This is a genomic window from Shewanella sp. FeAMO, assembly GCF_053653955.1.
Genome location: NZ_CM132201.1, coordinates 2,195,793 through 2,222,437 on the forward strand (window position 1 = coordinate 2,195,793; position 26,645 = coordinate 2,222,437).

A 26,645-nucleotide genomic window follows, 5' to 3' on the forward strand; every position below is an offset into this window, starting at 1 on the left:
CCTTGACCGATAAATTAAAGGCCGTGCCATTGGGCGGCCGTTTGAACCTAGGGTGCGATGATTCGGCCCGACACTACATATTGCTTAATCTATGAGGATATGACTATGCGTAACTATGATTTGACTCCCCTTTACCGCAGCGCTATCGGTTTTGATCGTTTGGCCCGTTTGGCCGAACATGCCGCCGCCAACAATGGCAATGCCGGTTACCCTCCATACAATATCGAACTCTTGGGTGAGAACCGTTACCGGATCACCATGGCGGTTGCAGGTTTTGCCATGGATGAGCTGGAGATCACCAGCGAGGGCGAAAAGCTGTTGGTGAAAGGCACCAAGGGCGAACAGGCTCCGGAGCGTAAATACCTGTATCAGGGCATTGCCGAGCGCGGCTTTGAACGTACCTTCCAGTTGGCCGATTATGTGACCGTCGAAGGCGCCCATCTGGAACACGGCCTGCTCAATATAGATTTGGTGCGCGAGATCCCTGAAGCCATGAAACCGCGCAAAATAGAGATAGGCTCAGGTAACCGCCTGATAGAAGAAACTCAGGCCTGAAACCGCGCTGATAAGCTCGACCCCGGCTTGTAAAGCAGGCCGCTAAAGCAAAAAAGCCAGTCTGATACAGACTGGCTTTTTGTATTCAGGGCCATCATTCCCCAAGGCAGTGCTTAGAGTACCATGGCGGCAATCCAGCCGAAGATCAGCAGCGGAATGTTGTAGTGAATAAAGGTTGGGATCACGCTGTCGCGGATATGATCGTGCTGACCATCGGCATTGAGGCCGGCGGTGGGGCCGAGCGTTGAGTCCGATGCCGGTGAGCCTGCATCCCCAAGCGCTGCGGCGGTGCCGACCAGGGCGATAACCGCAGGCACAGAGAAACCAAAGTTCAGCGCCAGCGGCACATAGATGGTGGCAATAATGGGGATAGTCGAGAAGGATGAGCCAATACCCATGGTGATCAACAGACCCACCACCAACATCAACAGCGCGCCCAGGCCCTTGTTGTCACCAATCAACTCACCTATGGCACTGACCAGAGTCAGCACTTCACCGGTTTGTTTGACCACGGCGGCGAAACCGGCGGCGGCTATCATGATAAAGCCTATGTTGGCCATCATGCGCACGCCTTGGTTAAAGATATCTTCATCGGCCACATGTTTGAGCGCGCCGCTGAATGAGAAGATCATAAAGCCAACCAGGGCGCCGAAAATCATCGAATCTGTCTGCAGCTGCACCAGCAGAGTCGCCAGAATAGCCAGCACGGCAATGATGATGTTGCGCTTGCTGAGTCCGGTTTCCGGTTCAGCGGCGAGGATCTGCTCTTCCCGGTACTCTCTTGGCTTGCGATAGCTGATAAACACGGCCGTCAACAGTCCGGCCAACATGCCGGCGGCCGGAATAAGCATGGCTTGGGGAATATCCCCTGACTGGGCCTCTAAGCCGTTGGACTGCAGGTTTGCCAGCAGTATGTCGTTTAGAAATATGCCGCCAAAGCCCACAGGCAACACCATATAAGTGGTGACCAGGCCGAAGGTGATAACACAGGCGACCAAACGCCTGTCCAGCTTGAGTTTGGACATCAGATGCAAGAGTGGCGGCACCAGAATGGGGATAAAGGCGATATGGATCGGCAGAATGTTTTGTGAGCTGATAGCCATGGCCAGCAGGGACAGCAGCAACAGGCTGCGAACCCACTTGAGGTTTTGACTATCGGGATCTTTGCCAAGGGCCTTGATCACAGAGGTGGAGATCAAAGTGGTCAGCCCGGAATGGGACAGGGCCACGGCAAAGGCGCCGAGCAGGGCATAACTCAGGGCTATCTGGGCTCCACCGCCCAGGCCGGTATTGAATGCCTCTATGGTCTGGTGGATGTCCAGTCCTCCCATCAAGCCGGCAACCAGGGCGCTGATCGTCAAGGCGATCACCACATTGACCCGGGCCAGGCTGAGAGCGAGCATCAGACAGACGGCAATCACAACTGCGTTCATAGTAAAGTCTTATTCGCTAAACAAAGGGGCTATTTTTGACTGGGGTGGCTTGGATGTCCAGCTGCAATCAGTGTTTGCGGGAAAAAATCTCTCTTTGTGAACTGGATCCTAAGGTTATTGAGTCGCTTTGTGAGCCAGGTAATTGCGGTGGCCGCACACTTGCCGATTTCTTACCCAGACAAGCCTTAAAATGCAGCAAAAGCGTGATATTGATCCTAAATAGGTTGTCAGGTGCATGGCACCTCTTATAATGGCTTGTAGTTAAAACGGATTCTGTTTTATTCACAGCTCAATCCATAGATGGAGGTATAAAATGAGCGTATTAGTAGGCCGTCCGGCTCCGGACTTTACTGCAGCAGCTGTTCTGGGTTCTGGTGAAATTGTTGACAGCTTCAACCTGACTGCAGCAATCAAAGGCAAGCCTGCGGTAGTGTTCTTCTACCCACTGGATTTCACCTTCGTGTGCCCATCTGAGCTGATCGCCTTCGATCACCGCATGGAAGAGTTCAAGAAGCGTGGCGTTGAAGTGATCGGTGTTTCTATCGATTCTCAGTTTACTCACAATGCATGGCGTAACACCCCAGTGGAAAAAGGCGGTATCGGCCAGGTTCAATACACTCTGGTAGCCGACGTTCGCCACGATATCTGTAAGGCTTACGATGTTGAGCACCCTGAAGCCGGTGTGGCTTTCCGTGGTTCTTTCCTGATCGACAAAGAAGGCATGGTGCGTCACCAGGTCGTTAACGATCTGCCTCTTGGCCGTAACGTCGATGAAATGCTGCGTATGATTGACGCGCTGCAATTCCACGAAGAGCACGGTGAAGTTTGTCCTGCAGGTTGGGAAAAAGGCAAGAAAGGCATGAAAGACAGCCCAGACGGTGTTGCTGCCTACCTGTCTGAGAACGCTGAAGAGCTGTAATTGCATGTATGGCTTTATAAAGCTGCCCTCGGGCAGCTTTTTTTACACCTATCTAAACCTTTATTGCCCATTCCAGAGCTCAGAACTTGACGAAAGGTTCAAGATAGTTGCTAATTGAACCGGAAAAATAGCAAGGAAAACAGGATGAATTCAATGGAGTTTGCTATTCCGGAGCAAGACAAGCAGGCCTTCGGCCAATATTATGCGCAAAAGATTGCACCCAAGTGTCGACGTTATGAGTCGGTTCGAGAGGCCGCTGCTGCCAGGTATAAAGAGCGTAGAAAGATAGTTGCGCCTCTCACCTTTATTGGCATTCCGGCATTTTTGCTGTTTTTTGCCATGAGTTTCTACGGCGCCTTCATGCTGGATTTTAAAGAAGGGGTGTTTTTTATCGGCTTTGGCGGCGCCGTGCTATCTCTGGCGGTGGTGGTGTTGGCCAACATCTGGGCTGGCAGTGAGATAAGTGAACTGCGTACCCAGATAGTTGAGGAGATCTATCCTCTACTGCTGGGGTATTTCGGTAAAAGCTTTGCGTTCAACCCCTCGGGATTGCCTGAACTGGAAAGCTATAAAGACTATGGTCTCTTTCCCGACTATGACAAAGGTTATTTTCAAAACTCGGTCAGAGGCAAATATCTTAATGTGCCTTTTCTGCTTAGGGAACTGACGTTACTCGAACGCACAGGCAAGAACGATAATGGTCCCCAATATAAGACGCTGTTCGATGGCATAGTGATAGAGTTTGACCTGCCGAAGACATTTTCCGCGACCATCCAAGTGCGCCGCGATAAAGGTTTTATGGCCAATGGCTTGGCGCAGTTCAGAAACAAGCTCTCGAGGGTAAAGCTGGAAGACCCGGACTTTGAGCGTAGATTTGAGGTCTACAGTGACGATCAGCTCGAAGCCAGATATGTGCTCAATACAGCGACTATGGAACGTTTGTTGTCACTATCAGGATTTTATCAAGGCGAGCTGGAAGCCTGTTTTAGACAGGGGCGATTGTTTGTCAAAATAGCCTGTCAGCACAGCTATTTTGAGCCGCAACTGGATCTTCTCAAGCCGCTGGATCTCAGCGCAGACATAGAGCAAGTGTTCAAAGAAATCCATGAAGTATTCGACTTGATTAAAGCCCTGAAACTCGATAGTCGCACCGGGCTTTAAACATGAGGCTCAAGACTTTGGTTTTGAGCCAGGCTATCTTTGGTTTCCGGTCACTGGTTTCTGAACGGGTTTCTGAACGCTGGTCTTTGGTCGCTGGGTTTTGATGCGCCCTCACACCAGATGCTCAAAGGATTTGGCGTGAGGACGGGAAACACTTTAGTTTGAGTCGGCTTATATGTCCGAGCCGACTTGCTATGTTTGAGCGTATCTTTGAGCGGGTTTAGACCACATCCTGTGGGGTTTCGGCAGCTGCAGGCAAAGGCCAGCCGCCAAGGGCTTTCCAGCGGTTCACTATATAGCAGAACAGCTCGGCGGTGCGCTCTGTATCATAAAGCGCCGAATGGGCTTCTTTGTTGTCGAAGGGGATCCCGGCCAAGGCGCAGGCCTTGGCCAGCACTGTGTGGCCTATGGCCAATCCGGCCAGAGTGGCGGTATCGAAGGTGGCAAAGGGATGAAACGGCGAGCGCTTGATATCATTGCGCTCAATTGCCTTACTGACAAAGCCGTGATCGAAGGCGGCATTGTGAGCCACTATGATAGAACGGTGGCAATCGGCCGCCTTCTGCGCCTTCTTCACCGCCTTGAATATTTCCAGAAAAGCTTCTTTCTCGCTGACGGCGCCCCTGAGAGGGTTGTTGGGATCTATGCCGTTGAATGCCAGTGCCTCCGGCTCTAGATTGGCGCCTTCAAAAGGCTCGATATGGAAGTGCAGGGTTCTGTCTATTCCCAGATTGCCCTCGGTATCCATCTTCAGCAGGGTGACGGCAATCTCCAGCAGCGCGTCGGTCTGCGCATTGAAGCCAGCGGTCTCCACGTCGATCACCACAGGGAAATAGCCCCTGAATCTGTGCTTGAGTTGGTTGGCTAGGCTTGGCTGAGTCATGCATTTCCCCTGGAAAATAACGAAGCGGCTATTATGCTAAAACATCAACAGGGTGTCATGTTCGATTGTTGTTTTTATAGGCTAAAGGAATGAATTTCTTTGCCGATAGAGACAACATGGTATGCGAAAAGAGAGATTTCTATGTGGCGTAAACTGTTCCTGCTGTCGACTCTTTGTCTGCCGCTGTCGGCGATGGCGGATCTCAGGCACTATGTGGCGTCACTTGACGACTCTCATTGGCGCGTGGCGCAAAATACCCCCATAGGTTGCAGCCTGGAGCACGACATTCCCGCCTACGGCAAGGCGGTGTTTTCCAGTCATGCGGGTAAAGAGCTGAATCTGCAGTTTACTCTGGATATGTGGCAAAAGCCTGATGCCGTGACCCATGCCCGCTTGATGAGCAAGGCGCCGGCCTGGCGTCCCGGGGTGACATCCAAGGCGATTACCGAGTTGAGCTACCAGAAATACTTCAATGGTGAAGTGCCGAAAAAGGCCGCCTGGTCCATGCTGGCAGAGCTGGATCGCGGTATGGAACCCACTTTCTACTACAGCGATTGGTACAACCAAAGCAACAAGGTGGCGGTCGGCCTTTCTGCGGCCAACTTTGCCCAGAAATACCGCGAGTTCAAGCAGTGCCTGGCCAATCTATTGCCTTACAGTTTCGATGATATCGCCTTTACCGTGCTTACCTATGAGATGGGCGGTACCGAGTTGACCCGTTATTCCAAGGCGCAGCTGGCGCGGGTGCAGGAGTACCTGGCCTATGATCCCGAAGTGGAACTGGTGCTGATAGACGCCTATACCGACAGCTATGGTGGTCGTAGTATCAACCAGAAGGTGTCTCAGCAGCGCGCCGGTTCAGTCAAAGAGTTCTTCGTGGCGCGGGGTATCCCGGGTGACAGGATCCATACCGAAGGGCACGGCGAGCGCCGCCATGTGGCTTCAAACGACTCCAGTGACGAGCGGGCCCGCAACCGCCGGGTGGTTATCCGGATAAGCAAACCTCTGCAATAACATAAGTTTTCACAGACAGTAAAAAACCAGGTTCAAGCCTGGTTTTTTCATGCGTGGACTTTGGCGGGGAGACTCAGGCGCGCATCGCCTTGTCGCCTCTGGCAAGCCCCACGACTCCGGAGCGAGACACTTCCACCACTTTGGTGACTTCGGTCAGCGCGGCAATAAAGGCATCCAGTTTATCGCTGGTGCCGGCCATCTGTACTGTGTAGAGATTGGCTGTCACATCAACGATTTGGCCGCGGAAGATATCGGCGGTGCGTTTCACTTCTTCCCGCAATGCGCCGCTTGCCTTGACCTTGACCAAGGCAAGTTCCCGCTCCACATGGGTGGACTCTGTGATGTTGGACACCTTGAGCACATCGATAAGCTTGTGCAGCTGCTTCTCTATCTGCTCCAGAATGTTTTCATCGGCCTCAACCGCGACTGTCAGCCGGGACAGGGTAGGGTCATCGGTGGGCGCAACCGTAAGAGTTTCAATGTTGTAGCCGCGTTGGGAGAAGAGACCGACAACTCTTGACAGGGCGCCGGGCTGGTTTTCCATCAATACAGATATGATTCGACGTCTCATCAGCTTTTCTCCGTCTTGCTCAGCCACATTTCATTCATAGCGCCACCACGAATTTGCATCGGGTAGACGTGCTCGGTTTCATCGACACTGATATCCACAAACACCAGCCTGTCTTTCATGGCCAGGGCTTGTGCCAGTTTGCTCTCCAGCTCATCCACATGGTCGATATTGATCCCCACATGGCCGTAGGCTTCGGCGATTTTGGCAAAATCAGGGACTGAGTCCATATAGGAGTGGGAGTGGCGGCCCGAGTAGATCATGTCCTGCCACTGTTTCACCATCCCGAGGAAGCGGTTGTTGAGGTTGATGATTTTCACCGGCACATCGTATTGCAGTGCGGTGGAAAGCTCTTGAATATTCATCTGAATCGAACCGTCGCCGGTGACGCACACAACGGTTTCATCCGGCATCGCCATCTTGACACCCATGGCGGCCGGCAAGCCGAATCCCATGGTGCCAAGGCCTCCTGAGTTGATCCAGTGCCGTGGTTTGTCGAAAGGATAATAGAGAGCGGCAAACATCTGGTGCTGGCCAACATCCGAGGCCACATAGGCATCACCGTTTGTCAGGCGATAGAGGGTTTCTATCACTTGCTGAGGCTTGATCCGTTCGGCATTGCGCTGATACTCGAGGCAGTTGCGGCTGCGCCAGGAAGCAATTTGCTGCCACCAGTGTTGCAGCGCCTCGTCATCCTGAGGCGTTACCTTGTCTTCATCCAGCAATTGCAGCATCTCGTTCAGTACCTTATCGGCCGAGCCTACAATCGGAATATCCACCTTGATGGTCTTGGAGATGGATGAAGGGTCGATATCTATGTGCAGTATGGTGGCATCCGGGCAATATTTGGCGACATTATTGGTGGTTCTGTCATCGAACCTCACGCCAATGCCGAAGATTAAATCTGAATGGTGCATGGCCATATTGGCTTCGTACAGGCCGTGCATCCCCAGCATGCCCAGGTTGTTGTGATGAGAGCCGGGAAAGGCGCCCAGCCCCATAAGCGTATTGACCACAGGCAGTTTCAGTCGTTCGGCCAGTGTCAATAGCTGCTGGTGGCAGCCGGAGATAATGGCGCCTCCACCCACATACAGAACTGGTTTTTTGGCGGCCATCAAGGCCTGCAAACCCCGGCGGATCTGGCCCTTGTGACCCGAAAGCGTCGGGTTGTAGGAGCGCATCTTAATCTCTTCCGGGTATTGATACTCGTGCAGTATCGCCGGGTTGAGGCTGTCTTTGGGCAGATCCACTACCACAGGGCCTGGGCGGCCGCTGGCCGCGATATAGAAGGCTTTCTTGATAATGGTGGGAATTTCGGTGGGATCTGTCACCAAAAAGCTGTGTTTCACCACAGGGCGGGAGATCCCTATCATATCGCATTCCTGGAAGGCATCATTGCCGATCAGGTTACTGGGCACCTGGCCCGAAAGCACCACCAGAGGGACTGAATCCATGTAGGCGGTGGCGATGCCGGTAATGGCATTGGTCGCTCCCGGGCCGGATGTCACCAATACCACGCCGACCTTGCCCGTGGCTCTGGCGTAACCATCGGCCATGTGCACGGCCGCCTGTTCATGGCGGACAAGAATATGTTCTATATCGGATTTTTGATGCAGGGCATCGTAGATGTCGAGAACTGAGCCACCCGGGTAGCCGAATATATGTTTTACGCCTTCGTCAATTAACGAACGCACTATCATGCTGGCGCCTGAAAGCATCTCCATTTGGTACTCCTTGATAAGATACCGTTACGGTAAACAGTAACTTTTACAGCGACGGTTATCGCTCTAATTCGGGCCGGAAGGGTAGTTCCGGCCAGCTGTCGACCCGGCCTTGGGGCACACTTCCCTGTAGGGAATGGGTCTCTGTCACCAATGGACAGAATTTCATCATATTGGAAAGAGAGAAGTTTTCAAGCCCCTGGAAGCAGCTTTTTTATGAGCATGAATAAATTTCATTTTTGCCGCCGAAAAACGGCCCTGATTGCGGTAGGGTTTTGCTAAAGTGCTATTTATTACGTATTGAATTTATTATGTTTTATACCTAATTGAGGATCTTTTTAGACTTTGGTCTAAAGCGCCGCTAATTCCTTGTGTATGAACCCAGTCTTTGAAAATTGTGGTTCTGGGGTTGCGGAAAGTCTCCAAACGGCGCTTTTCGCTCAAGCGGTTTCAAACGCTTGAGCGTGCTTTACCGCCAGCTTTATTTTAGGAGTCGGTACTGCGGCATTCTGGCACAGGGCGGCGACTGACAGCGAACTGGCACAGACCCACCAGTAGCACAGAGGCCAGCATCAACGCGGCAAAGGGCACGGCAGTACCCGTGTAAAACAGCGCCAGCAGCGGTCCTGCCAGAGCACCAAAGCCAAACCTCAGGGTGCCGATAACCGCGGTGGCTGTGCCTGTTTCCTGCTGAAACTTCATCAGTACTATGGCATCGGCGTTAACCGACATTATCCCCAGGCATCCCATCAGGGGGATCAGCATGGCCACGGTAAAGTGGTAACTCAAGTCGAGCAGGTTCACCAGTAACAGCCCGGTAGCGGCAATACTGCCGAGCATAGTGGCGGCAACCAACATGCGTCTTGAGCCATAGCGACCAACAATGCGTGAGTTGATAATATTGGCCAGCATCAAGGCGCCTACGTTGGTACTGAATAGTATGGCAAACAGTGACTTATCCAAGTTAAATACCGACATATAGACAAACGGCGAGGCTGTCAGATAGCAGAAGAAGGCGAATGAAGTCAGCACGCCGCTGCCGATATGCAGCTTAACGCCTGGCCGGGTAAAGACGGTGGCATAGGCGCCAAAGAATGACTTGCGGCTGCGCTCGGCGCCTTGCATATCCGAAGGCAAACGCAGTTTCAGCAATACCAGCATGAGCAGCAGCAGGGCATAGAAGGCGAGAATAAAGAAAATCAAATGCCATTCACCCAGCTCCAGAATTAAGCTGCCTATGGATGGAGCCAGCAGCGGCGCCAGCATCATTATTAGGCTGACATAGGACATGCCCTTGGCCGTATTGTCACCATAGACCTCCTTGATATAGCCGGGGATCACCACGGTAGCGGCGGCGCCGATAAAGGCCTGGACAAATCTGAGGCTTAAAAACATTTCTATCGTTTGCGACAGCGCCAATCCCAGGCTGACCAACATAAATCCCGATAGGCCAATGATCACCAAAGGACGACGGCCGAAGCGATCGGCCAAAGGCCCAAAGGTAAGCATACCCAGAGAATACCCGGCCAGATACAGGCTCAGAGACTGCTGCACTGTAGTGATATCGGAATGGAAACTTTCGGCTATGGTAGCCATGGCCGGCAGATACATGTCGATAGCCAAAGGCGTTATCGCCACGATGGCCGACAGCATGGGAATAAGCAAGGCCAGATGCAGCCCTTGGGGCGTGCGCCTGGTTATCTGGGGTTGGGTATCCAATTTAACCTCATTATATTGGCCAAAAAGCATTGGATGCTTGGTCAGGAGTGTGATTCATGCCACGAAAAGGGGCTTGGGGTTTATGTTAAGTCGCGGCGGCCAATTAGCCAATCCCCCCAAGTGTTTTCTTTACATTACTGACAAACAAAAGCGGAAATGTGAATAGTGAGAATATTTTATTTCGCCCTGGATGACTTCCTGGCATAAGCTCACTACATTATCCACTCAGGACAGTATGCGCTTAAATTGATGGAGTTGAGTGCTGAATATGCGAGTTAATTTTCCACAATGGAACACCAGGGAGTTGCTGACTCAATCACTTCCCGGGCTGGCAGGATTGCTGCATTACCAAAAAGAATGGTTGCGGGATGATCTGCGTGCCGCCTTGTCGGTAACCGCAGTGGCCTTGCCTGTGGCCATCGCCTATGCCCAGCTTACCGGGGTCAGCGCCGTTGCCGGGCTATACTCCTGTATTTTACCTATGTTGATTTATGCCTTGTTTGGTACATCGAGGCAACTGATAGTGGGTCCGGATGCCGCGACCTGCGCCGTGATAGCCGCTGTGGTGACGCCACTGGCCGCCGGAGATGCCAAGGTGCACTGGCAGTTGGTGATGACCATGACCCTGATGACGGGCATTTGGTGCCTGCTGGCCAGTCGCTTTCGGCTCGGGGTGCTTGCCGAGTTTCTCTCGCGGCCGATTTTGATGGGGCTGCTCAACGGGGTGGCGATAACCATTATCGTCGGCCAGTTCTCGAAGATTTTTGGCTTTAGCTTCGACTCCCGCTATTTGCTGGAACGCCTGGCAGGCGGCGCCGAGTATCTGTCGCGCACTCACTGGCCAACATTGGGCATGAGTCTGGCCACCTTGCTGGTGTTTCTGCTGGTCAAGCGTCTGCGGCCGCAACTGCCTGCCTCCATGGTGGCGATTGCGGTGGCAGGATTATTGGTATGGCTGTTTGATTTGCAGCAGTATCAACTGGCGGTGGTAGGCACTATCGAAGGCGGTCTGCCGGAGTTTCAGGCACCGGTATTTGATTTGGGGCTCAGCCGTGAACTGGTGATGCCGGCGCTGAACCTTGCCATGGTGAGCTTTGTTTCCATGATGCTGACGGCGCGCAGCTTTGCCGCCAAAAACGGCTACGATATAGATCCTGATAAAGAGTTTCGCGCGCTTGGGGTAGCCAATATCGCCTCGGCGCTGTCTCAGGGTTTTGCCATCAGCGGCGCCGATTCGCGCACCGCGGTTAATGATGCCAATGGCGGCAAGTCGCAGCTGGTTTCTGTGATAGCGGCGCTGCTGATAGCCCTGGTGGCCCTGTTCCTGACTGCGCCGCTGCAATATATCCCTTCGGCGGCGCTCGGGGTGGTGCTCGTTATCGCATCGCTCTCTTTGATTGATATCAAGGGGATCTGGAAGCTGAGAAAGCGTGACAACGGCGCCTTTACCCTGGCGTTGATCACCCTGTTGGCCGTGCTCTTTATCGGGGTGATCCCGGGGATCACCCTGGCAGTGCTGCTGGGTTTGTTCCAATTTATCCGGGTAGTGATGAAACCCTCGGAGCAGCTGCTCGGTGTCGATCGCAAAGGGGTGCTGCGCAGTATCGACCGCAGTGACAAGGCCACGGCGATCCCGGGGATCATGATCTACCGTTTCAACTCACCCTTGACCTATTTCAACGCAGGTTATTTCAAACGCCAGCTGCTGGCCAGGTTAAAAGAGCAGCCCGAGCCGGTGGACTGCGTGATAGTCGATGCTGTAGCCTGTTTCAGTCATCTGGATATCAGTGTGATGGCCATGATTGCCGATTTGGCGCACCTGTTGAAGCGCCGCGGTGTCAGCCTGGTGCTGGCGGGCCGTAAACGTCAACTGCTCAGCTGGTGTGAAGCCAGTGGCATAGATGTGGCGGAGGATGGCTTGATCATCAGGCCTGATTTGGCCTTGGCAGTGCGTATGCATCAAAACTACAAACAAGCGGTCGCTGAGGGCCAGGCCCCCGAAGTGCGGCGTTTGGCCGGCGATGATACCAGCGCCCCCAGACCGTCACACCTGTAAAACCTGGCGGGATCCCGATAGCACGCAAACGCTTGCCAAGATTGCTCGGCAGGCGCTAAAGCGGCTGTTGCTCGCCGCTTTCCAGCCACAGAGGCTTGGGTTTCATGGCGCGGATAAACCAGGGGTGCTCGAGCCAGGCCTGCAGCCATTGAGTCAGACAGGGCAGGGGGGCTGCATTGAACCTGGCTCTATCCACATGGGCAAATTGGCGCACAAAAGGGAAGATGGCGAGGTCCGCCGCGCTCATACGCCCGAGCAACATGGCTTGCTCTTGCAGCCCTTGAGCCTCAGCCAGTCTCTGCTCCAGTGGCAGCAAGTACTCGAGCGCTTGTTCGAAATAGCTTTGCTGGCTGAACTCAGGATAACGGTCAAAGTATTTGTATCTGTCCAGCAAAGGCTTGAATGCCCTGTCATTGGTTGCAATCAGTGCCGAGGTAAGGTTTTCTTCCTCAGGATTTTGCGGCAGCAATGAGTGGGGATCGGCTTGCGCCAATGCCCAGAAGAGGATATCCAGACTCTCGTCAAGCACCCTTCCATCGGCGAGTTGCATCACAGGCACTGTGCCCTTCGGCGACAGGGCCAGCATCTCCTGCGGCTTATTTTTCAGCAGAATTTCCCGCACCACAACAGACTGGTCGGCGGCAATCAAGCCCAGTCTGGCGCGCATGGCATAGGGGCAGCGGCGAAAGCTGTACAGCACAGTTTGACTGCTTACTTGAGTCACAAGATTCCCTTGGCATTTCAATAAAACAGCCATTGTAGGAATGACTCGGGTGACAGGCAAGGTCGCCTGCCCAAAGACGTGTATAGGATTGAGTCGTTACGATACGGCTACTTGATTCAGAAATCGCCTAATAACCCTACTTTTGCTGTCTATTTGCGCTACTGTGATTGGGGTAGAATGGCGCCCCCATTTTGGGAGGCCGATCACCTAAGGAAGGTTCCAGAAGGTGAGGCTGTTATGCACTGGAAATTAGGTTCCAGCCAGCAGAAGTTGAGGTAATGATGTCCAAAATAGTTGTATGCGCTTTATATAAGTTTGTTTCCCTGCCGGATTATGAGGCTTTGCGTCAGCCGTTGCTCGAGACCATGGAAGACAATGGTATTCGCGGCACCTTGCTGCTGGCTGCCGAAGGCATTAATGGCACAGTGGCCGGCTCGGAAAGCGGCATCAATACCCTGATGGCCTGGTTGGATGCCCAGAATGGCCTGGATAATATCGTCTCCAAGCGCTCATTTGATGATGAGATGCCGTTTTACCGCACCAAGGTCAAACTCAAGAAAGAGATAGTCACCATGGGGGTGGAAGGCATAGATCCCAGAGAAGTGGTCGGCACTTATGTCAAACCCCAAGACTGGAATGCGCTGATCTCCGATCCCGATGTGCTGCTGGTTGATACCCGCAACGACTATGAAGTGCAAATTGGTACCTTCAAGAATGCCGTCAATCCCGAGACCGAGACTTTCCGCGAGTTCCCCGAATATGTGAAGCAGCAGCTGGATCCGGCCAAGCACAAGAAGGTAGCCATGTTTTGCACCGGCGGGATCCGCTGTGAAAAGTCCACCGCCTACCTTAAGCAACAAGGCTTTGATGAGGTATATCACCTTGAAGGTGGGATCCTCAAATATCTGGAAGAAGTGCCCGAAGAGCAGAGTCTGTGGCAGGGAGAATGCTTTGTCTTCGACAACCGGGTTTCAGTGGATCACCAGTTGCAAAAAGGCCAGTACGATCAATGTAATGCCTGCCGGATGCCGATAACCGAGGCCGATATGCAGAGCCCGGCCTATGAGCAGGGTGTCAGCTGTCCCCATTGCATAGATAAGCTGGATGAAAAGCAGCGCCGGCGATTTATCGAGCGTGAGCGGCAGATGCAACTGGCCAAGCGCCGCGGTGAGGCTCACATAGGCGCCGATGTCAAAGAAGTGATCCATAAGCGCCGTGAGCAGAAACAGCGTCAGAAAGAGCAGGCCAAGCAAACCTCTTGATAGCGGTAAAAGTTGAAGCAGGAAATGAGCAGTAGCTACTGAATTCTGTCGTTCGACTGTGAGTTCGGGCAAATAGTTTGGTCTGAGCTACTACAGCGAATGCGGTTTACTGCTCGTTTCCACGTTTCTAATATTGTCGCAGGCGCTGAATATCTTTTTGGGGCGGTAATCCAAATAAACGACTGTATTCACGACTAAACTGAGAGGCACTTTCATAGCCCACCAGATTACTGGCTTGAGTTGCGTCAAGACCATTTAATAGCATCTGTTCCCGCGCTTCTTGTAGCCTTAGGTTTTTCATGTATTGCAACGGGCTGCTGCCAGTCAAGGCTTTAAAGTGCACTCGAAAGCTTGAAGCGCTCATGTGCGCCTGACCCGCCAGCTCATTCATGCCGACGGTTTCGGTGAAGTTCTTCTTCATCCACGTCACGATTTTCAGAATGTGATTGCTGGGCGAACCAACAGATGCAATATGTCGCAGTTGAGTGCCATGCGGCCCATGAAGCAAGCGAATCACGAGTTCCTTTTTTATCAGTGGCACCAAACTCGCGAGATACTCAGGCTCTTGCTCCAACGCTAGCAGACGGCTCATCGTCCGGTATATGCCATCGTCCATGTTCTGAATGGAAATCGATTGATACTCAAAGTGACGATCGGGCTTGTCGAGCTGCAACTCCGTGCACGTTCGCATGATCAGGTCATAATCTAATTTCAGGGCGAGCGCCAAAAATGGCTGATGACGTGTTGCTTCTGTCACATGCGATACAATCGGTGTGTCAAAGGTGGTAAGCATCGACTGCCCGGCTTCGACAGGGACTTGCCTGTCATCAATCGCCAGTTGCTTGCTCCCTTGTAAGATCAGCGAAAATCCAAGGCTATAAATGCAATGCAGCGGCGCTGTCGGCGTATTTCGAATATGCACTTCAAGCCCGGGGATATCGGTGACGTAGCTGCCCTCTTTACTGCTGTAGGCGCGCACTTGATCCACCAGCGCTTGATTGGCGTTATTGCTGTTCATCACGTTCACCTGCTCTGTCGTTGATTCTTTTCACATTGTATTTTTCATCGAATCGTTGGGTTAACTCTTGCGAGGATATTTGGCTTCCCATTCTTCCCCGCTTCACGTATTGATGAGCAAAACTGATCGCGCCTTTCGAACGCACGAGTGCTTCAAATTCATCAATAAAATGCTGCTTAAATTGACTGTTAAACGTATTCACCAACACCACATGTTTGTTGGTGAAATCGGTATTGTTCGCAAATTGCCAGATCGGTGGCGCTGGGCTGTATAACCAGATGAGCGATCCCAGATACACGGTGTCATAGTGCGAAACATCGATGTGATTCGGTGAGATGTCCGCGAAATCGTTCCGTGCATCGCTCAATGCGTTTATCCAGCCAACCATCCCAATCTGGTAGTCGTTTGCCACTAATTCATGGACATCCGCATCCAACGTTTCGGCGATGTGATCGGCTAAAACGCCCGTATTTCCTGAACGAGAAAAGACCACAACGGCCACATTTCGAGGTTTTTCCGAAGCGCTGCGATGTTTTAACGTATCATGCTTGAAATCATCGTGCTTTAACGCGTGATTTCTTAACGCATGATTGGCCGCATCTTGTGCATTTTCAATACGCGTGACCACAAATGCAACCACGAACAAGATGAGAGCGAATGCCAACAGCAACATCAGGAACAAACGGATCATCAGTGCCATCCCTTACGATTTCAAAAAAGGTGAATGATGCGTTCTTCACTCACGCGAAGAACGCATCATTCACTTATTGGAGATATTTCGCCAAGAATGGCGCCACGCGTTCCATGGCCAAACTCACCGCCTCGGGGTGGTCATACAGCTCGTAGTGCGACCAATTCTCCAGATCCACCAATTGACGATCTTTCGAAGCCACCGCTCGACCATAAATTTCTTGCCCATCACGGAACGCGCCAAACGCGCCCACTTTCTGGCCAACCACCGCCATCATAGGTTGTGTCATCAAGGTTTCTGCAAATGCGAAGGCATCCCAGCTTAAGGTTTTTTGAGCGTGAGAAAAGACCATGCGCGTTGCACCACCTTCCGACTGTCCCCGCGGTGTTTTGTAATACTCTGTGGCTTCAAACACATCGCGATCGGTCAAACCGTTTTCTTTTGCAAATTCGAGGCTTGGTGGCAACAGTTCATTCACTTGTAACTCAGCACCACGAGCTTCAGCCGTGCGTTGCGTCGCCATGGCTTCCAATGTGCCGATGGGGTTGTACAAGCTAAACCCTTCGCGGAACAAACGCCCCACATTGACAGGTGTAATGCCCACAACGGCTTTCAGACGTTTCTCGGTCAGGGCAGAATTAAGAATGTAACCGCCACCACCACAGATGCCCAATCCGCCAATGCGGGTCTCATCCACATAAGGTAAGGTCACGGCATAATCGATCACGCGGCTGATGTCTTCGACGCGTTGCGTAGGATCTTCCACATAACGGGGCATACCGCCCGACTCACCTTGAAAGCTGGCGTCAAAGGCAATCACGACATAGCCCAATGCAGTCAACGCCTTCCCATAAACTGCACTGGAGGTTTGCTCTTTGCAGCTCCCAAATGGGTGAACACTAACCATGGTCGGATAGCGTTTTGCTGCGTCAAAGCCGTCTGGCAACAAGATGAATGCGGCCATATCCTAAGCCATATCGGCGTTTCGGAACGAGACTTTTTTAATATCCATCGTTTTATCCTCGCAGAAGGCTCAATGTGTTGAGCCTTCGTTGATATTCATCGTGCGTGTTACAACGTGCGTTGGAAGAATGGTGCAAGTACGCCAATAGCTTCAGCAATCGGTGACTCGCCATCGTAGAGGTCCATGTGGTTGGCACCATCGACAATGTACATCTGTTTGTCATTGCTCGCCGCACGCGCCATCAGATCATCACTCATCCATTTGCTGCCCGCATTGCTGCCCACCACCGTCAAAAGTGGCTGCGTGAAGAACGCTTCCGCTTTAAAGAATGCATCATACGAGATGATTTGAGTCAGGCTGCGAGCCGTCGCAAAACCCGGTGCGGTGCAATACGCCGCGCGATCGGTATGGTAATACTCCCAAGCCTGACGCAGCTCTTCATTCGGTGCATCTTCTTCCTTCATCGGCGCCATTGGCATGGTTGCAGGCTCCGCGCCAGTGGCATCGGCAGTGCGCGCACCAGAACCGGCTTCAAGGTAAGGAATCGCATCGCTGTCTTTGACGTTGTTGTCCCAACCGTTGCGGAACATTTGGCCGATGTTCACCATGCTGACCGTTCCCACCGCTTTGATACGACGATCATTGATGGCTGCATTGGCGGTATAACCCGCACCCGCACAGATCCCCATCGCACCAATGCGGTCGTTGTCGACGTAATCCAGTGTGGTGAGGTAATCAATCACGGCACTCACATCTTCCGTACGTACGTGTGGGTTTTCCAATTGGCGCGGGCTGCCGGTACTTTCACCTTGATAAGACGCATCATAAGCAATGGCAATAAACCCGTGCTCTGCAAGTTTTTTTGCGTATGTGCCCGCGGTTTGCTCTTTCACACCACCCCCAGGGTGCGACACCACAATCGCAGGGTAACGCTTGGTAGCATCGAAGTTTTCCGGGAAGTTGATCAGCCCAGCGAGCGTAATGTCCAGACCGTTGGTATTGGGGAAGTAGACTTTGTTCATTTGGGTTGCTCCTAACAAGAATTGGTCGTTATCAGGAAGTACTGCTGAAACAGTGTTTGTCATTTGCTCCTGAATTAGCACCAGTATAGGCAGGGGATGCCGAGTAAGTTTGCCTAAAATGACGAGTTGCTTGCCTGATTTGCCTTAATGCCTGAAATAACGAATTGAAATGCTTTTGTGAAACGTTTTCTAATGATGAAATCTATTAATACACTGATAAATAATGCATATTTTTATATATTTGAAGAGGGTGACTTTGTGGGATCCAACAGGTTTTAGTGTTGGTTAAGTGCTTGCTCTGTCATTGTTTTCTCCAAATTGCCAAACAGTTGCAACCAGTCGGTGACAAACACATAAGAACCAAATGGCTCTTTTATTATAGTTTTCCTGAGCTTTTCAGTGCTTCTCTGGTGGATATTCAAGCTATGCTATGGTGGCTGCGACCACTGTTTTTCGATAGTCAGAACAAACAAGTGTCTCCTTTAATGTATTTCCCATCCAATACTCATTCAGGTTTCTTGGCCAAAAAGCCAGCTTTTCCTTTGATTTGTGTCGTTTAAACGCAGAGCTTCACATAACTGCAATCTTGATTAATCAAATCTGTCATCTGGATCCCTGACAATCAGGCCGCTTTATTTTTAATAGCGAACAATTTACTTCAACCCAATACGGATGATGAAAGTGATGAAAAATAGATTAGCTGCGTTGATCTCTTGCAGCCTGGTAACCATGGCGGCCAATAGCGCCGTGTTACCCAGTGTTCAAACTGACAGCCATTGGTATAAGGAAAGCGCCCAGCGGGTGTCAGACAAGGCTACATTAGAATCAAAAGCAAAAGCCAAAAACGTCATTTTGTTTGTCGGTGACGGTATGGGGATCTCCACCTTGACTGCTGCGCGTATCTACCAAGGGCAGCAGCTGGCCAGTAACCAGGGTGGTGAAGAGAACTTCTTGAGTTTTGAGAAATTTGACCATACCGCATTGATCAAGACCTATAACACCAACCAGCAAACACCGGACAGTGCAGGCACCATGACGGCCATTGCGACCGGGGTAAAGTCCAAAGCAGGGGTGATTTCGGTATCCGAACAGAGCCTTCGTGGCAACTGCCTGTCATCCAAAGGCAATGAGCTGGCGACTCTGGTGGATCTGGCCAATGCCAAAGGCTTATCTACCGGTGTGGTGAGCACTGCACGTATCACCCACGCCACTCCGGCAGCAACCTATGCCAATAGCCCGGAGCGTGACTGGGAATCTGACGCCAACTTGCCTGCCGAGGCGGTAGCCAACGAGTGTAAAGATATCGCCTACCAGATGGTGATGCGCGATAAAGACAATGCCCTGTCAGTCGCCTTGGGCGGCGGTCGCCGTGCCTTTATCCCTGAAACAGTGACTGATGGCGAGAACAAGAAAGGGCAGCGTAAGGATGGCCTGGACTTGACCAAGGCTTGGGTCGACAACCTGGACAACGCCGCCTATGTATGGAACAGCGCAGAGTTTGATGCCATAGATACCGGCACCACAGATCACCTGCTGGGCTTGTTCAACTCCTCCCACATGGAATATGAAGCGGACCGCGCCGATGATGTGGGCGGCGAACCTTCATTGACTGAGATGACAGCGAAATCTATCGAGATTTTGCAGAAGAACGACAAGGGCTATCTGCTGATTGTCGAGTCGGGTCGTATCGACCATGGTCACCACGCCGGTAACGCCAAGCGCGCCCTGGCCGATGCGGTGGAACTCTCCAACGCCGTTAAGGCGGCGGTCGAAAACACCAACCCGGAAGAGACGCTCATTCTGGTCACCGCCGACCACAGCCACGTGTTCACCATCGCAGGTTATCCGAAGCGGGGTAACCCCATTCTTGGTCTGGTACACGGCGTAGATGGAAACCTTTCTACTGCCCTCGATGGTAAGCCATACACCACCTTGGGTTATACCAATGGCCCGGGCGCAGTTGTGGGGAACCGTGACGACCTGACCTCAGTGGACACTCAAGACAAAGACTTTATGCAACAAGCTCTTATTCCTATGGGAAGTGAAACCCACGCCGGTGAAGACATTAGTCTGCATGCCACAGGCCCCGGCGCCAACCTGGTGCAGGGTGTAATGGAGCAGAACGTGATTTTCCACATTATCAATCAAGCCCAAGAGCTTGGCGGTACTAAGTATTAATTGGGAGCAAGGAAATGAATAAGAAATTACTGGTACTGTCTTTGGCCGCGATTCTCGGTTTGGCGGCCTGTGGAAGTGACGGTGACAACGGCAAGGACGGCACCGCAGGTACCCCGGGTACGGATGGAAGCAACGGCAGTGACGGAAAAGACTGGACCGCCGTTAATCAATGGTATGTCGATGGTCAAAACCGCGTCACCAAGGCATCCAATATGAGTAATAACACCCAGGCGGGGGCGGCGAAAAACATCATCTTGTTTGTCGGCGATGGCATGGGCGTTTCAACTGTGACGGCGGCGCGGATCCTCGATGGTCAACTCAAGGGGCAAACCGGAGAGGAAAACTCACTCTCCTTTGAGACTCTGCCTTATCTTGGCCTGGCCAAGACATATAACGTTGATGGTCAAACCCCGGATTCGGCCGGCACCATGACGGCCATGGTCACCGGGGTGAAGACGGACGTTGGCGTGATCTCACAGGCTGAAGGTGTCGAGCGCGGTGTTTGTTCCTCCGCCAGCGGTCAAAACCTGGTGACTTCGCTGGAGCTGGCCGCCATGGCGGGTATGGCTACCGGTGTGGTTTCAACTGCACGTATCACTCACGCTACCCCGGCGGCCACTTATGCCCATGTGCCGGATCGCGACTGGGAAGCGGACAGCAACTTGCCGGCCGAAGCCGTCAGCAACGGCTGTAAAGACATTGCCGCCCAGATGCTGGACTTCAATAACGGCAAAGGGATCAATGTGGTTATGGGCGGTGGTCGCCGCGCGTTTATTCCCAACACTACTATCGATCCTGAAGGCAAAGCGGGTAAGCGTAACGATGGTCGCGATCTGACCGCCGAGTGGCTGTCCCAGTACCCCAACGCCAGTTACGTTACCGACCGTGACAGCTTCCTGGCGATGGATACCGGCAGCACAGAGCATGCGCTGGGGCTGTTTAACTCCTCTCATATGGAATATGACTACGACAGAGTCGAGACCGGTGTTACCGGCGAGCCTTCTCTGGCAGAGATGACGGCCAAGAGTATCGATATTCTGAAAAAGAACGACAAAGGCTTTGTCCTGATAGTTGAAGCCGGTCGTATCGACCATGCTCACCATGCCGGTAATGCGGCCCGTGCCCTGCACGACACCATAGCCTTGTCTGAGGCGGTACGTGTCGCCATGGAGAAGACTTCGGCCAATGACACCTTGCTGATGGTTACCGCCGACCACAGCCATGTGTTCACCATCGCCGGCTATCCGACCCGAGGTAATCCTATCCTGGGCCTGGTGAAGAGTAACGATGCCAACGGTCAGCCGTCGGTCACCAACTCTACCGATGCCAACGGCATGCCTTATACCACGGTTGGTTATGCCAATGGCCTGGGCTTTGGCTCGCTGGCGACCGGTGGCGATGAGCGTTACAACTATGCCGCCGAGCCTGGTCGGGTGGATCTAAATTACATAGACACCCAGAGTGTGGGGTTCCATCAGGAGGCATTGGTGCCGCTGGAAAGTGAAACCCATGCCGGTGAAGATGTGGCCATCTTCGCTCGCGGCCCGGGTGCCAGCCTGGTCCAGGGTACGGTTGAGCAGAACCACATCTTCCATGTGATGAACTTTGCCGGTGATTTGGTCAATAAGGCCGAGGCCGCCGCGGCGCAATAAGGTTTAGCGTTTCGCAGCCTGATGCCCCTGCCTGCCCCTAGTTTCAGGCAGGGTGTCAGGCTGCTTCTTTGGTTTTGGTCTTTGGTTTTAGTCTTTTGTTTTAGAGTCATATCAGTAGGTTTATTATGTCCCGTGTAACATTCAAGCCAGCGTTACCCTTTTTTTCCCGCGTAGCGCTTCATATCGCTCCTCGTATAGCTCTTTGCACAGCTCATTGCACAGCCCCTCGCGTTCTTGGTCGCCCACTCGCATTGTCAATCACATTGTCACTCACGCTGTCACTCGCTTTGGGGATCACAGCTTCTCTGGGGCAGTTTGCCATGGCCAATACTCAGTCTGTCAGCAACCAGCCTGGCAGCCAGGAGCACGTCCATGTCAAAGCGGGCGGCTCAATTGGCGATGATGCTAATGTTTGTGCCGCCAAACCCGGTCGTTTTCAAGCCAGCTATCAGATCACTGTTGGCAGCGGTGAGCAGGCCAGGCAGCAGCAACTGACCCTGACGCGCTTTGACGATACCATCATCTATCAGCGCAGCCCTGTCAGCTATGAGGCTTGGCATAAAAATGGTGAGTATGTGCGTTATTTCCCCCAGGAGAAACGCTCTATCAGCTATCGCCGTGGTGACCTCTTGGCGCTGAATATTCACACCGATCTCGATAGGCAGTTTCACCTGATATCGCCCGCTGCCTTGAGTCAATTTGAAAAGGGCCAAAGCCTGCAGGATAGCTGCTTCACCCGTCAGAGCTATTCTTTTAAGAGCAAGAGTCATGGAGAAAGTCATGAGGAAAATCATAGTCACGCGAACAAAAGTGCCACCGAGTCGCAGTCTTTGCAACTGAGCTGGATAAGCGAGCTGGAACTGCCAGCCGAGATGACCATCACTCAAGGTGAGCAGCATATTGTTTATCGGCTCAGCAAACTGACGCCTGTGAGCCAGGAGAGTTTCAAGCGGCTTACCTCAGGTTTCCAGGACCTCGACTTTGCCGATGTGGGCGACAGTGAGTCTGACCCTTTTATTGCCAAGATGATCACCCAGGGCTTTATTCAACATGGCAGCTCAGGCTTCTACTCGGCAGATGGTCAGCAGCTTGAAGGCGGGCATCACAGCCACTGATTAACCCCAGTTACCGATATAACAAGGGCCTAGTCACAGGACGTCAGTTGTCGGCATAACTTATCTGCAGCTCAAAACCCAACTGGGCGAGCTGCTTTTGCTCCCGCTGCAGGTCTTTGGCAAACAGGCTGATGCGTTGACGCGGCTCGGGCAGGCTTATCTGCATGCCTGTTGCCGTGGGTTTTACCCGGGTGATTTTCAAGCTGCGGGCGATACGGCCGAGATTCAGCAACACGGCGAGGCGCAGCAGCGCCATTAGGCGGATTAGGCGTAATTTCTGAGCGGGCTCCAGTTGTGCCAGCGCCTCCAGGTTGGGTTTCTTGCGCTGGTTGCCAATCAGCAGTGCCAGCAGCTGTTGCTGCTCTTGGCTGAAACCGGGCAGATCGCTATTGGCTATGATGTAGGCGCCGTGTTTGTGGTGAGCGCGGGAGTTGATATGGATCCCTATCTCATGCAGTTTCACCGCATGTTCCAGCAGGGAGCGCCAGTGCTCGAGTTGCCAACCGTCTGCCACGGCATCAAACAGCTGTTTGGCGGAAGTGGCTACCTTGGCGGCATGGTTCAAGTCCACATGATAGAGTTTGGCCATGCTCTCGACAGTGCGGCCGCTGACATCACCGAATTGGCTGATCCCGGCAAGTTCGTATAGTACGCCTTCGCGCAGAGCCCCTTGCGCAAACTGCAACTCGGTGATCGGCAGCCTCTTGAAGAAGCTGATCAGGATAGCCAGCCCCGCCGGTAGCAAAGGTGCACGTTTGCTGTCCACCTGCGGCAGTTCAATTTGATCCACATGCCCCCAGTCCAGCAACTGCTGTTTCAACTGCTTGAGCCTGGGCAGAGTGATGGTTTCATCGTTGAAGAAGTGCTGCATCGCTTCGCAGATGGCCTTGACACTCCCTGAGCTGCCAAGAGTGAGATCCCACTGGCCACTGAAATACTCCTTGGCCAGTGAGGCAAACTGTTTATCGGCTGCTGCCTGGGCGGCGCGAAAGTTCTCCAGCGTCAGCTTGCCGTCGACAAAGTATTTCTGGTTGTAACTGACACAGCCACAGCGCAGGCTGGAGAGTATCTGCGCCTGAGTCTTGTGGCCAAGCACCACTTCGGTGGAGCCTCCGCCGATATCTATGATGAGGTTGCGCTCTGCCAGCTCCTGGCTGTGGGCTATGCCCTTGTAGATAAGGCGCGCCTCTTCATGGCCGGATACCACTTCGACCGGGTAGGGCATAATGGCCCTGGCAGCCTCGATAAAGGCCTCACGGTTACGGGCGACTCTCAGAGTGTGGGTGGCCACCAGTCTGACTCTGGCCTGATCCAGAGTGGAAAACCTGAGGTTGAAATCCTTGAGGCAGGCGAGACCGCGCGCTATGGCGTCATTATCCAGCCTGTTGTCCTGATCCAGCCCCTCGGCCAACTGTACCAGACGTTTCTCTTTATGCAGGATCTGAATGCTGCCATCCTGCTCGCGGGCTATCACCAGATGAAAGCTGTTGGAGCCCATATCCACAGCGACAAAATGCTTGGGTGTTGCAGTCAAGGTGGTCCTCATTTTGCTATTGCGTCGGTTCCTGGGGCTTGGCCAGATCCAGTTGCCGCTGTTTTTCGTAGTTGCCCAGATACTGATGTATGGCTATCTGGGATCTTACCTTACGCTTGTTGCCCCGCTTACGGTAGGGGTTGGATTGATCTTTGTTGATCACCCGCGCCTTGATGTTGTCGGTAAATTGCAGCGCCAGGGTATCGAGGATCATCTGCTTCAAGCCCGGATCATATACCGGGGTGCTGACTTCAATACGGTTATCGATATTACGCCCCATCCAGTCGGCGGAGCAGAGAAAGAGTTTGTTTTCACCGCCTGAGTGGAACAGCATCACTCGCGAGTGCTCGAGGAATCTGTCCACTATGCTGAAGACCTCAATATTGTTGCTGATCCCGGGAATATCGGGAATAAGCGCGCACATACCGCGAATAAGCAGACGGATTTTGACGCCGGCGCTGGAAGCTTCATACAGCTTTTGGATCATCGCCTCATCCACCAGATTATTGAGCTTGAGGGTGATGGCGGCCTTGATGCCGCTTTGGGCATTGATGATCTCCTGCTCGATAAGGCCGGTCAGCTTCTGGCGCGCATCATAGGGGGAAACTATCAGATGCTGGAAGTTATCCCGTCTGTAAGGGTGCTCAATCAACTCAAATACCTGCTCTATTTCGGCGGCAATTTCCTGATTGGCGGTAAACAGCGAAAGGTCGGTATACACCCTGGCCGTGCCCTCGTTGAAGTTACCCGAGCCAATGTGGCCATAGAGGCGCATTGCACCGGCTTCCTCGCGGCCGATAAGGCACATCTTGGCATGGACCTTCAAGCTTGGGATCCCATGGTGTACCTTGACGCCGGCCTCGGCCAGCACCCGGCTCCACTCGATATTGGCCTGCTCATCGAAACGGGCCCTGAGTTCAATCACAGTGGTGACCTGTTTGCCGTTTTTCACCGCATCTATCAGCGACTGGATTATATGGGACTTTCTCGCCACCCGATAGAGGCTGATTTTGATGAACTTGACGGCAGGATCATAGGCCGCCTGGCGCACCAGCTCGGTAAAGTGGGAAAACTTGTGATAGGGGTAATAAAGCATGATGTCGCCGCGGCGAATGGCGTCAAACTTGTTGGCACAGACACTGAATCCGGCCGAGTCCAGTGCCGGAAGCTTGTCGTTTTCCAGGTATTTGCGTCCCGGATTGGGAAAGCCGATAAAGTCCTTGAAGCTGTGGTAACGGCCGCCGGGGATCAGGCACTCGGTATTGGAGATATTCAGCTGCGCCGTAAGCATGCTCAGCATATGCTCCGGCATCTCTTTGTCATACACCAGACGTACCGGCTCGGCGGTGAGGCGCTTTTTCAGGCCCTTGGTGAGCTTTTCCAGTTGGCTCTGTTCCAGCTCATCGGTGAGATCGAAGTCGGCATCGCGGGTCAGCTTCATGGAGAAGACTTCAATCTCTTCATATTCGAAGAAGGGGGCGAATAGCTCATCGACACAGTGTCTGATTATGTTATCTAGCAAAATCAAATGCTTGCGGCGCTTCGAGGTTTCTGCCGGCAGTTGGATGAAACGCGGTACATTCTTGGTGGGCACTTCCACCAGGGCGTACTGACGCTTTTCCCGGCTGTAGAGGCACACCGCCAGATAGGTGGTGTCATCGTTGAGTTGTTTGAACAGCTCGGAGCGGTTGCTGAGGATAAGCGGCGTGATGTGGCGCTTGAGCTGATCCTTGAAGTGTTTCTTCAGCCACTGGCTATGAAAATCGCTCAGCTGTTTCTCATTGATGAGAAAGATGCTGTGTCTTGCCAGTTCCCGCATTAACTCGCCGTAAATGGCGTCGAAACGCTCTTGCAGTATCAATACCTTGGTTTGGATCTTGGCCATCAAATGGCGGCTGGAGTTGCGACCTTCCTGCAGGCTGGATAACAGAATCGAGCGACGCACCGCAGCAACCCTGACCCGGAAGAACTCATCCATGTTGTTGGAAAATATGCCCAGAAAGCGAACCCGTTCCACCAGAGGAACCAGAGGATCGGCTGCTTCCTGCAAGACTCTTTCATTGAAAGACAGCCAGGAAAGCTCCTTATCCAGAGAAAATTTTTCGACGGACGGTGACACGGCAAAGACTCCTCGTGAGCAGACGCCGGACATAGAGAAAGCCCGGCAGATATACAATAACACTCCGATATCCGCTTGTAATCAGAGAATAAAGGCGGGGCGCAGTTTCTTGGTTTGACGCTATTTCGGCCCGGCTCAGGTTTGAATTCGGGGTTGCGTCGGCGCTAAGGAAGGTGCGAACAAGTCCCATGTGTGCTCTGCGTCGGCTTATAGACCTGGATGCAAGGCGTGGTTTGCAGCAAATGGCCTTAGCCCTTTGTCCTTTGCAAGAACGCAAGAAGCATTTAAGGGTAGAGCGAATTTATGTCGAAAGAATGACAATGCCCCCACTTTGGTC

Annotated in this window: 21 protein-coding genes; 9 read left to right on the forward strand and 12 right to left on the reverse strand. The window is 52.8% G+C overall.

The annotated features are described in order from the left end of the window. The first annotated feature begins 105 nt into the window (after positions 1–105). A complete protein-coding gene (locus tag ACWAU4_RS09840; RefSeq protein ID WP_028779347.1) occupies positions 106–555 on the forward strand; it encodes an Hsp20 family protein in 450 nt (149 codons plus the stop codon). A 113-nt stretch (positions 556–668) separates the two neighbouring features. On the opposite strand, the gene ACWAU4_RS09845 is transcribed toward ACWAU4_RS09840, so the two are convergent. After that, positions 669–1,988 (reverse strand): Na+/H+ antiporter family protein, encoded by a 1,320-nt coding sequence (locus tag ACWAU4_RS09845; protein WP_062793666.1) that lies wholly within the window; start codon positions 1,986–1,988, stop codon positions 669–671. A 313-nt stretch (positions 1,989–2,301) separates the two neighbouring features. On the opposite strand from ACWAU4_RS09845, the gene ACWAU4_RS09850 reads away from it, so the two are divergent. Both ACWAU4_RS09850 and ACWAU4_RS09855 read left to right on the forward strand, forming a co-directional pair. Beyond that, complete coding sequence (locus ACWAU4_RS09850) at positions 2,302–2,907, forward strand: peroxiredoxin (protein WP_025009505.1); 606 nt, start codon at positions 2,302–2,304, stop codon at positions 2,905–2,907. Positions 2,908–3,051: 144 nt separating this feature from the next. Continuing rightward, entirely contained in the window at positions 3,052–4,068 is a 1,017-nt protein-coding gene (locus tag ACWAU4_RS09855; RefSeq protein WP_025009506.1) for a DUF3137 domain-containing protein, read from the forward strand. Between the two features lie 220 nt (positions 4,069–4,288). On the opposite strand, the gene rnt is transcribed toward ACWAU4_RS09855, so the two are convergent. Further along, positions 4,289–4,951, reverse strand: a complete 663-nt coding sequence (rnt, locus tag ACWAU4_RS09860; RefSeq protein WP_025009507.1) for a ribonuclease T — start codon at positions 4,949–4,951, stop codon at positions 4,289–4,291. 141 nt (positions 4,952–5,092) lie between these two features. On the opposite strand from rnt, the gene ACWAU4_RS09865 reads away from it, so the two are divergent. After that, positions 5,093–5,965: a flagellar protein MotY gene (locus ACWAU4_RS09865; protein ID WP_025009508.1), complete on the forward strand. Its 873-nt coding sequence runs from the start codon at positions 5,093–5,095 to the stop codon at positions 5,963–5,965. 73 nt (positions 5,966–6,038) lie between these two features. On the opposite strand, the gene ilvN is transcribed toward ACWAU4_RS09865, so the two are convergent. The 3 genes from ilvN to ACWAU4_RS09880 all read right to left on the reverse strand — a co-directional run bounded on the left by ilvN (position 6,039) and on the right by ACWAU4_RS09880 (position 9,973). Continuing rightward, positions 6,039–6,536 (reverse strand): acetolactate synthase small subunit, encoded by a 498-nt coding sequence (ilvN, locus tag ACWAU4_RS09870; protein ID WP_144216371.1) that lies wholly within the window; start codon positions 6,534–6,536, stop codon positions 6,039–6,041. Beyond that, complete coding sequence (locus ACWAU4_RS09875) at positions 6,536–8,257, reverse strand: acetolactate synthase 3 large subunit (protein ID WP_101059194.1); 1,722 nt, start codon at positions 8,255–8,257, stop codon at positions 6,536–6,538. Before ACWAU4_RS09875 ends, ilvN begins: the two co-directional genes overlap by 1 nt. 483 nt (positions 8,258–8,740) lie before the next feature. Beyond that, positions 8,741–9,973 carry a multidrug effflux MFS transporter gene (locus ACWAU4_RS09880; RefSeq protein ID WP_051472630.1) on the reverse strand — a complete coding sequence of 411 codons (1,233 nt, stop codon included), beginning with the start codon at positions 9,971–9,973 and terminating at the stop codon, positions 8,741–8,743. Between the two features lie 268 nt (positions 9,974–10,241). Here ACWAU4_RS09880 and ACWAU4_RS09885 point away from each other — a divergent pair, with 268 nt between their 5' ends. After that, positions 10,242–12,029, forward strand: coding sequence for a SulP family inorganic anion transporter (locus tag ACWAU4_RS09885; protein WP_044734343.1), 1,788 nt, complete (start codon positions 10,242–10,244; stop codon positions 12,027–12,029). 55 nt (positions 12,030–12,084) lie between these two features. Here the strand turns inward: ACWAU4_RS09885 and ACWAU4_RS09890 are convergent, their stop codons facing one another. Next, positions 12,085–12,753 carry a glutathione S-transferase gene (locus ACWAU4_RS09890; protein WP_243756848.1) on the reverse strand — a complete coding sequence of 223 codons (669 nt, stop codon included), beginning with the start codon at positions 12,751–12,753 and terminating at the stop codon, positions 12,085–12,087. A 281-nt stretch (positions 12,754–13,034) separates the two neighbouring features. Between ACWAU4_RS09890 and trhO the strand changes: the two genes are divergently transcribed. Then, on the forward strand, positions 13,035–14,015 hold the full coding sequence (gene trhO / locus ACWAU4_RS09895; protein WP_025009513.1) for an oxygen-dependent tRNA uridine(34) hydroxylase TrhO: 981 nt from the start codon (positions 13,035–13,037) through the stop codon (positions 14,013–14,015). Between the two features lie 127 nt (positions 14,016–14,142). Here trhO and ACWAU4_RS09900 read toward each other — a convergent pair whose 3' ends face one another. The 4 genes from ACWAU4_RS09900 to ACWAU4_RS09915 all read right to left on the reverse strand — a co-directional run bounded on the left by ACWAU4_RS09900 (position 14,143) and on the right by ACWAU4_RS09915 (position 17,710). Then, on the reverse strand, positions 14,143–15,033 hold the full coding sequence (locus ACWAU4_RS09900; protein ID WP_208125865.1) for an AraC family transcriptional regulator: 891 nt from the start codon (positions 15,031–15,033) through the stop codon (positions 14,143–14,145). Further along, positions 15,020–15,724, reverse strand: coding sequence for a flavodoxin family protein (locus ACWAU4_RS09905; protein WP_208125866.1), 705 nt, complete (start codon positions 15,722–15,724; stop codon positions 15,020–15,022). Before ACWAU4_RS09905 ends, ACWAU4_RS09900 begins: the two co-directional genes overlap by 14 nt. 73 nt (positions 15,725–15,797) lie before the next feature. After that, positions 15,798–16,688, reverse strand: coding sequence for an alpha/beta hydrolase (locus ACWAU4_RS09910; RefSeq protein WP_243756849.1), 891 nt, complete (start codon positions 16,686–16,688; stop codon positions 15,798–15,800). Between the two features lie 107 nt (positions 16,689–16,795). Continuing rightward, positions 16,796–17,710, reverse strand: coding sequence for an alpha/beta hydrolase (locus tag ACWAU4_RS09915; RefSeq protein ID WP_101059200.1), 915 nt, complete (start codon positions 17,708–17,710; stop codon positions 16,796–16,798). Positions 17,711–18,385: 675 nt separating this feature from the next. Between ACWAU4_RS09915 and ACWAU4_RS09920 the strand changes: the two genes are divergently transcribed. From ACWAU4_RS09920 to ACWAU4_RS09930, 3 genes are all read left to right on the forward strand, one after another. Next, complete coding sequence (locus ACWAU4_RS09920; RefSeq protein WP_454290570.1) at positions 18,386–19,888, forward strand: alkaline phosphatase; 1,503 nt, start codon at positions 18,386–18,388, stop codon at positions 19,886–19,888. A gap of 14 nt (positions 19,889–19,902) precedes the next feature. Beyond that, positions 19,903–21,540, forward strand: a complete 1,638-nt coding sequence (locus ACWAU4_RS09925) for an alkaline phosphatase (RefSeq protein WP_025888382.1) — start codon at positions 19,903–19,905, stop codon at positions 21,538–21,540. 251 nt (positions 21,541–21,791) lie between these two features. Further along, entirely contained in the window at positions 21,792–22,655 is an 864-nt protein-coding gene (locus ACWAU4_RS09930; protein WP_208125867.1) for a hypothetical protein, read from the forward strand. A gap of 43 nt (positions 22,656–22,698) precedes the next feature. Here the strand turns inward: ACWAU4_RS09930 and ppx are convergent, their stop codons facing one another. Both ppx and ppk1 read right to left on the reverse strand, forming a co-directional pair. Beyond that, the gene (gene ppx / locus ACWAU4_RS09935) at positions 22,699–24,189 is read right to left on the reverse strand and encodes an exopolyphosphatase (protein ID WP_263858783.1); all 1,491 of its coding nucleotides are present in this window, start codon (positions 24,187–24,189) and stop codon (positions 22,699–22,701) included. Between the two features lie 16 nt (positions 24,190–24,205). Continuing rightward, the gene (gene ppk1 / locus ACWAU4_RS09940; RefSeq protein ID WP_174840002.1) at positions 24,206–26,341 is read right to left on the reverse strand and encodes a polyphosphate kinase 1; all 2,136 of its coding nucleotides are present in this window, start codon (positions 26,339–26,341) and stop codon (positions 24,206–24,208) included. Between the last annotated feature and the right edge of the window lie 304 nt (positions 26,342–26,645).

Bases quoted from the DNA above. Each gene is read 5' to 3' on its own strand.
- ACWAU4_RS09840 (WP_028779347.1), top strand. From the start codon at position 106: ATGCGTAACTATGATTTGACTCCCCTTTACCGCAGCGCTATCGGTTTT.
- ACWAU4_RS09845 (WP_062793666.1), bottom strand. From the start codon at position 1,988: ATGAACGCAGTTGTGATTGCCGTCTGTCTGATGCTCGCTCTCAGCCTG.
- ACWAU4_RS09850 (WP_025009505.1), top strand. From the start codon at position 2,302: ATGAGCGTATTAGTAGGCCGTCCGGCTCCGGACTTTACTGCAGCAGCT.
- ACWAU4_RS09855 (WP_025009506.1), top strand. From the start codon at position 3,052: ATGAATTCAATGGAGTTTGCTATTCCGGAGCAAGACAAGCAGGCCTTC.
- rnt (WP_025009507.1), bottom strand. From the start codon at position 4,951: ATGACTCAGCCAAGCCTAGCCAACCAACTCAAGCACAGATTCAGGGGC.
- ACWAU4_RS09865 (WP_025009508.1), top strand. From the start codon at position 5,093: ATGTGGCGTAAACTGTTCCTGCTGTCGACTCTTTGTCTGCCGCTGTCG.
- ilvN (WP_144216371.1), bottom strand. From the start codon at position 6,536: ATGAGACGTCGAATCATATCTGTATTGATGGAAAACCAGCCCGGCGCC.
- ACWAU4_RS09875 (WP_101059194.1), bottom strand. From the start codon at position 8,257: ATGGAGATGCTTTCAGGCGCCAGCATGATAGTGCGTTCGTTAATTGAC.
- ACWAU4_RS09885 (WP_044734343.1), top strand. From the start codon at position 10,242: ATGCGAGTTAATTTTCCACAATGGAACACCAGGGAGTTGCTGACTCAA.
- trhO (WP_025009513.1), top strand. From the start codon at position 13,035: ATGTCCAAAATAGTTGTATGCGCTTTATATAAGTTTGTTTCCCTGCCG.
- ACWAU4_RS09900 (WP_208125865.1), bottom strand. From the start codon at position 15,033: ATGAACAGCAATAACGCCAATCAAGCGCTGGTGGATCAAGTGCGCGCC.
- ACWAU4_RS09905 (WP_208125866.1), bottom strand. From the start codon at position 15,724: ATGATCCGTTTGTTCCTGATGTTGCTGTTGGCATTCGCTCTCATCTTG.
- ACWAU4_RS09910 (WP_243756849.1), bottom strand. From the start codon at position 16,688: ATGGCCGCATTCATCTTGTTGCCAGACGGCTTTGACGCAGCAAAACGC.
- ACWAU4_RS09915 (WP_101059200.1), bottom strand. From the start codon at position 17,710: ATGAACAAAGTCTACTTCCCCAATACCAACGGTCTGGACATTACGCTC.
- ACWAU4_RS09920 (WP_454290570.1), top strand. From the start codon at position 18,386: ATGAAAGTGATGAAAAATAGATTAGCTGCGTTGATCTCTTGCAGCCTG.
- ACWAU4_RS09925 (WP_025888382.1), top strand. From the start codon at position 19,903: ATGAATAAGAAATTACTGGTACTGTCTTTGGCCGCGATTCTCGGTTTG.
- ppk1 (WP_174840002.1), bottom strand. From the start codon at position 26,341: ATGTCCGGCGTCTGCTCACGAGGAGTCTTTGCCGTGTCACCGTCCGTC.